Here is a 6,381-nt window from a genome sequence, read left to right on the forward strand (position 1 = left end):
CTCCATTGGCATCTCACTTTCTCCTTTAGGTTCTTCAGAAGAAAGCGCTAACACAGATTATTTAATCTGCCAATGTCGCTATCACTCGATACTGCAATTTTGAATTGCAATCGCCTGCAATTTTGAACTGCAATCGCCTGCAATTTTGAACTGCAATACGCAATTACCCCTTAAAAGATGGTACCTACCCCATGGATTTGGTCAGAAACAAGCCTGAACTTAAAGTGCATCCGTGGTTAGCCAAAGCAATTAAAGACTACATGTCATCCAGCTCAACCATGACTCTGGCCTCGCACGGTTTGGCAAGAAAGCATGGAGCGAAAGAACAAGCTATAGTGGAACAGCAGATTGAAAAAACCAGCGAATCCATCAAAAGTATGTTTAAATTTTTTGATTATCAAGAAACCTCACCAGAGGAAGCAAAAAAACATCAGGCCACCTCATCACAAAGTAAAACCCTAGGTAATCTCTAATTCATCTAATGTGAATAGAATAGCTAGATAATCAAGCTATTCTATTCTGTTCTTTGGTCATCAAATCAATAATGACATTTTCCTTATCAGGTTGTTAAGCACAAAGTTTTATGCCTATGTCTTCCTGTTCTATTTCTCTTTCGATAATCCACTGATCATGCCATAAAGCGTTAAGTTCGGCTTTTAATGTTTGGATTTTTTCTCGAATTGATACGATAAGCTCTTCACTCGTTTGTTGATAAAGACTCTTCGTTAACTCCTCGATTAAAGTAGCTTTCTTAAAAATTTGTGCTTCAATCTGAAGCAATTCATTATCTCTTGGAACGTAATTGCAGTCACTTAAAGGGTTCATTTCCAGTTCTTTTGTTTCTTGCCATTGTTGTTCCTGCAATTGTTTTTTGTCCTTAAAATTTTGTCCTAGGTAAAAATAATTATAAAAACCTTTAGGGGTTCGCCAATTATTTTCACGCATAATCTTTGAAAGAATGTCATTTCGATGCTTGAAGTCATGGACTTTAGGTAAGCAAAATTCCGTGTTTATTAACGAAAATAAGTATTCAGCGACAATCTGTTTTGGAATAGAAAATTGTTTTTTATGCTCAAAAGTTAAATTAAAAAAAGTTCCTAATAGTAATTTTTTTATTTCATCGGGAATTTCTTCTTTAATTTCAGTGCGAATAAACTGTTGTATAGTTTCATATTGGTTGAGTAGCCGATTTAATGTGGGTTTATCTACAGAATGGGTTAATTGTTTCAACTTAATAGTATTATTAAAAGAAGTATAAAGATCTCTTATATATAATCCTCTCAAAATGAGAGGATCGGTCCTCTCATTTTTTTCAAAATTTGAACACTCTGAAGGATTAACTTCACTTTCGTCAGGGTGTTTATGGGGAGATGGTGGTGTGTCGTTGTGGATGTTTTCATTGGGATTGGGCTGGATTGGTTTTGATAAGGTTCCAGAGGGTTTAATCAATTCAAGAAATGTTTCAGTAATGTGGATGTAGGCGCCCTTTTTAGCCTCATATTCGCCCTTCTCATTTTTTCTGTTATAAAGCGCTTGTCGCTTTTCAATAAAACCCTGAGAACAGAACTCTCTGAGATAGGTTTGAAGCGTACTTAAAGGAATTCCTGTATCTTCTGCTATTTCTATATAGGGCTTCATAAACCATTTTTTATCAGAGCCTTTTAATTTGTAGGTGCTGGTTTGCCAGCCAAGTAATAGGTAATCCATCAATTGAGCTTTACGCGTTGATGGTATCACTTTAATGAGATTTTTAAATCTCGAGTGAAAAATTGAGCAAAGGTTCCCCATAGATAATATCCTTATCTTGTTTTTTTTTGGGAACGAGGCTAAAATGAAAATGAAATATTAAAGAACTATCCTGCTAGGTCATGTTCTTAGATATTTAGTCTCGTTCAGGCTAAATTCATTTGGGTTATAGAAAGTCTGCAAACTCTCTGTAACCTATTTTTTTATGTATAGCTCTATTTATTTTTTCATTTTATTTTATCCCAGTATAATTTTTCTTGGTAATTAATACTCAATACAAAATAGTTTTATTAATCATTTTGGATCGAAATTTTCTTTAGATCAATAGATTTTTTAAAAATGAATTAAAAAGTTAAAAAGTACTAAAATATTGTTATATAGCGGTATTTTGCTCGTTACGTGTTATTCAATTCAATCACTGACACCGTTAAAACTACACAGCGCGATTATTCAAATTAAATATTCAATACAGTATTGACATATATTGACTTGCGGTTACTAATCAGTTAAATTTTTTGATGACGGAAACATAATAATAATTGGAGTGACCCAATGAATAAAAAGAAACCCCGAATTTTAGTTGTGGCGAATAATAAAGGTGGAGTTGGAAAAAGCTTAATAAGTCAGCTAATTTCAACTTATATAGCTTTTAAAAAAGATAAAAAGGTATTAGTTCTTGATTTTGATCCTCAAGGAAACATGTCTTATAGATTTCTTCGTGATACAAGAATCCGAGATATGTCTAATTATAAACCTCCTTTGCATCCGGATTATAATCCTAATAATCCCGAGGATGAAGATTGGAATGGTCGATCCTCTGCCTTAGATATGTGGACTGGAAAGCCTGTTGTACCCTACCCCACTGATTTAGAGAATTTAGAAATTCTTCCGAGCGATGCTGGATTAATAAAAGATATTGAGGCATTTGAATATAGTGATAGTTTAGAAAGTATTGTTCAGCGTACCTACGATTTTTTTGCAATGGACGATTTTATAGATTGTGGCTATGATCTAATTATCATTGATACGCCACCAGCCAAAGGTCCATTAACGCAGAGTGCAATTCGGGCTGCAACACATATTTTAATTCCGCTAGAATTAAGTAATAAATCACTTCAGGGATTAGCTGGAATGGTAGATCTAGTTAATCGTCAGAATGTGCATCGGCCTGTTAATGCTCAAGCTCAAATAATTGGACTATTGAAAAACAAAGTAGACTACAATAAAAGAACACCTCAGACTAGAATCATCGATACCATTAAATCTAATTCAATGTTATCTAAACTGCTTATTGAAGGCATAGAAATCCATGATTCTCCTAGAGCAGTAGATATAGATGAAGATCAAGCCCCTATTACTGCACCATATACGGAATTGAAGGACAATGATAGATTTGCTATAGAAGCTGTTGCATTAGGGGAATTTGTTTTTAACAAAGTATTAGGAGATACGAATAATGCCAATCAAGAAGAAAATTATAACGAGCTCGCTTACGTCGAGTAATAAACCTGATACTGTAATTCGAGCAGGTATTACAGCAAATAAAAAATTTACAAGAGGGAAGCAGCTTGTTGAACATGATCCTTCTTTACTTATCCCAGACCCATTTAATCCTAGGCCAGGAGAGATAATTGATGAATCTTGGTTAAAGAAAAATTTGCACATTGGAACAGATAAATCTCTTTGTAGAACTTCACAGGAAACAAATGAATATGAGATTCCTGAATATTCTCAATTAAATCTTGATGAGGATGAGAGTTTAGAGGAGAGTTACAATTTTTTGAGGGAGCTAGCTTTTTCAATCCGAACTGAGGGTTTGATTGAGCCAATAGAGATATTTTTAGCTGATCGCCATAATGATTCTGATTATTTTGTTCACTCTGATTTAGATTATGGTTATGTTATTTTAGAAGGACATCAAAGAAGATTAGCAGCGATAATGGCTGATGTTCCCACGATTACATGTATAGAAATTACTGACGAAAGTATGCTTGTTAAATTGAAAGTGAAGCATAGAAAATTAAAAAGACAATTGTCAGAAAATAATTTAAGAAAAGAATTAACGATTGCTCAAAATTTTAAAATTGCCCAAGAGTTATTGACCGATCCAAGTGGTCAATTACTTACAAATAAAGCATTATCCAAGATTATTGGTTTGAATGAAGGAATTACAAGTGCGTTAAGATCGATCTGTACTCAACCAGTAAATTATCCACCAGTCTTCTTATCTATGATTAAAGATAATAAATTAACGTTCAAAATGATTAGGATACTTGTAGCAAAAAGTTATAAAGAAATTGAGCTTGCCTTAAATAATGGAGATAAATTAAATAAAATTCCAACTATAAAAGTAGTTAAACCAAGAGGAAAGCAGGGTGGGGCGATCAAGAAGTCTGCAACATTTAAAGTGCAAGATCAAAATGAATCTAATTCTTTACAACGACTTTTACTTTCAAGATTTCCAGAAATTAATCATATTAATAGTGAAGACGATATCTTTAAAAATCTTGAAAGAATTCTAAATAGAATTAAAGAAATAGCCTTAAACGAAGTAGTATGACCCGGGTCATTATTAATGTAACTTATTGATAAATAACAATTAAATCATATTTTTTGATTTTTTTGATTATCTTAAAAATGGTGATTTATGATAGAGAAAAGAAAGAATAAAAAATTATTTTTCCAAGCACCTCAAAAACAAAAAAAATGGCTTGTCTGTATTCGATTTCCCAAAGATATTAAAGAGAAGCTGAAGCAGCAAGCTGAAATTGACTATAAAGGAAGGGGGAAGCAGTCCTTACTAATAGAAGATGCGGTTAAATATTATTTGTATACTCTTTCTGACATTAAATGGGCTGAATACGAAAAAGATCTAGATTATGCGGAATTGATAGATGATATTTATGAGGGATTAAATCAGGCTCCATTAGAAGGAGCTACCCAGGTTTTTTTTACAGAAGAAACTAAAAACAAAATTTTAGAAATTGAGAAAAAAATAAAATTGACAACACCATTAATGAAAGATGCTAGAACTGGGTTAATTAGAAAAGCTGTATCTATACGAATTAGTCTAGGTGATAAATCATTTTTTGATTCAGTGATGAATACGGGAAATACTTATTGATGCAATTTAAAAATTGGTTTTTATAAAAAGTTAGCTGTAGTAGTGCGATTTCATATTCCACGGTTTTAATGTAATGAACCAGTTGATGCATATCTGGGATAAGGCTACAGAGTTAGTTGGCCTGTGATTAAAGATTTGTTGAGTTAAACCGCCGGTTTTGTGGTAAGTTGTAGTAGTTATGGGTTTGTATTGAAGCCATCATGCGTGGTTGAAATAATTAGTTAAATTTACGCTGTTACACCTATAGCCTCTTTATATCCAACCTTTTGTTTGTGCTTACAAATATTAGGATCGCAAGATAAAGGATCGTTTATTTTGTATGGTATCCGCCATTTGCAAAATAATTCGGGTTCAAAACCAATTCTATTTGCAGTTTAATTCGGTTTCATCAAAATCCATTTGCATTTTATTGTTGGTTCATTTGCAAAATAATTCAAGCACTAATAGCTAGTATTAAATGGATTAGCTTCGACTTTTCAAACATCTTTTCTTTTGATTCCAAGGAGACAGCTTTATTTACCAAAAAATCAGAGTATAAATTTGTATTAAAGAAAACCAATCTCTCAATTGCCGCAATAAAACTCCAAAGTAAAATCAGTCCGATGAGAACAATAACTCCTTAAAATAGTTCCGAATGAGAACCTGTTCTCGTTAACTCTAAGAGCTCTACAGAGTTATTACTCTTTATACGATATATTAGTAACCAATCAGGCATTATATGGCATTCTCTATACCCCTTATAATCACCTACTAAATCATGGTCACGGTTTTTCAGGGGTAGTGGCTTTTTGCACTGTAATAGCTCAATAATTTCATTAATTAGCTCTCGACTTTTTCCTTGCTTCATTACTCTTTTTAAGTCTTTTTTAAACTTGGTACTTGGAGCAAGTTTTAATAAATCAGTCATTGTCTATTTCTTTCCACAAGTCGCTCATAGAATCATAGGTTTCTACCTTACCTGAATCTAGCTCTTTCATTGCTGCTAAAGTTGTCTTATTAGGTAATTTAAGCTCAAAAGGTATTCCTCTAACATGAACGATTTGGGCATAAAAGGCATTAATTGCCTGGGATGTATTTAGTCCTAGCTGATGCAATATTTTCTCAGCATCATGCTTTAATGTTGGATCGATCCTGGTATGAATAGTTGCTGCTCTGCTCATTATAGTTCCTAAATTTAACTTCTTATATCAAAATGTAGCACATTAGCAACACAAAAGCAATGCAAATTGATTTAAGTGACTACCTTCTATAATTTTTTTACTTTTAGGATATTAATAAGCACACCATCTATAGTTAATAAAACAGGGGTTTTTGTAGCTCTGTCTCGAAAAATTGTTTAGCCGTAGGGTGGGAGAAATTCTGGATGGAACTATGCTGCAAGCCTATAAAACTGTTCGAAGATGGACTGTTTTCCTGCCTGCAGATGCTGCCCTTTTCGTAGCATGTGGTGCAGTTCAATGCCAGTTAGTGTAGCCTTGGCTGAGTGAACTTCTTTAAATTCCTTCATGGGT

7 protein-coding genes are annotated in these 6,381 nt (G+C 33.3%); 4 read left to right on the plus strand and 3 right to left on the minus strand.

The genetic code is table 11. The annotated features are described in order from the left end of the window. The first annotated feature begins 191 nt into the window (after nucleotides 1–191). On the plus strand, nucleotides 192–473 hold the full coding sequence (locus WA877_RS06975) for a hypothetical protein (protein ID WP_425170198.1): 282 nt from the start codon (nucleotides 192–194) through the stop codon (nucleotides 471–473). Nucleotides 474–567: 94 nt separating this feature from the next. Here WA877_RS06975 and WA877_RS06980 read toward each other — a convergent pair whose 3' ends face one another. Further along, nucleotides 568–1,707, minus strand: coding sequence for a hypothetical protein (locus WA877_RS06980; RefSeq protein ID WP_425170199.1), 1,140 nt, complete (start codon nucleotides 1,705–1,707; stop codon nucleotides 568–570). 591 nt (nucleotides 1,708–2,298) lie between these two features. Here WA877_RS06980 and WA877_RS06985 point away from each other — a divergent pair. From WA877_RS06985 to WA877_RS06995, 3 genes are all read left to right on the plus strand, one after another. Then, complete coding sequence (locus tag WA877_RS06985) at nucleotides 2,299–3,249, plus strand: ParA family protein (RefSeq protein WP_425170200.1); 951 nt, start codon at nucleotides 2,299–2,301, stop codon at nucleotides 3,247–3,249. After that, entirely contained in the window at nucleotides 3,203–4,306 is a 1,104-nt protein-coding gene (locus tag WA877_RS06990; protein ID WP_425170201.1) for a ParB/RepB/Spo0J family partition protein, read from the plus strand. Before WA877_RS06985 ends, WA877_RS06990 begins: the two co-directional genes overlap by 47 nt. A gap of 87 nt (nucleotides 4,307–4,393) precedes the next feature. Then, on the plus strand, nucleotides 4,394–4,870 hold the full coding sequence (locus WA877_RS06995; RefSeq protein ID WP_425170202.1) for a hypothetical protein: 477 nt from the start codon (nucleotides 4,394–4,396) through the stop codon (nucleotides 4,868–4,870). Between the two features lie 619 nt (nucleotides 4,871–5,489). Here the strand turns inward: WA877_RS06995 and WA877_RS07000 are convergent. Together WA877_RS07000 and WA877_RS07005 are read right to left on the minus strand one after the other, a co-directional pair. Then, complete coding sequence (locus tag WA877_RS07000) at nucleotides 5,490–5,777, minus strand: type II toxin-antitoxin system YafQ family toxin (RefSeq protein WP_425170203.1); 288 nt, start codon at nucleotides 5,775–5,777, stop codon at nucleotides 5,490–5,492. Continuing rightward, nucleotides 5,770–6,030, minus strand: a complete 261-nt coding sequence (locus WA877_RS07005; RefSeq protein ID WP_425170204.1) for a type II toxin-antitoxin system RelB/DinJ family antitoxin — start codon at nucleotides 6,028–6,030, stop codon at nucleotides 5,770–5,772. Before WA877_RS07005 ends, WA877_RS07000 begins: the two co-directional genes overlap by 8 nt. Between the last annotated feature and the right edge of the window lie 351 nt (nucleotides 6,031–6,381).

Source organism: Legionella sp. (assembly GCF_049790535.1).
GTDB lineage: Bacteria > Pseudomonadota > Gammaproteobacteria > Legionellales > Legionellaceae > Legionella.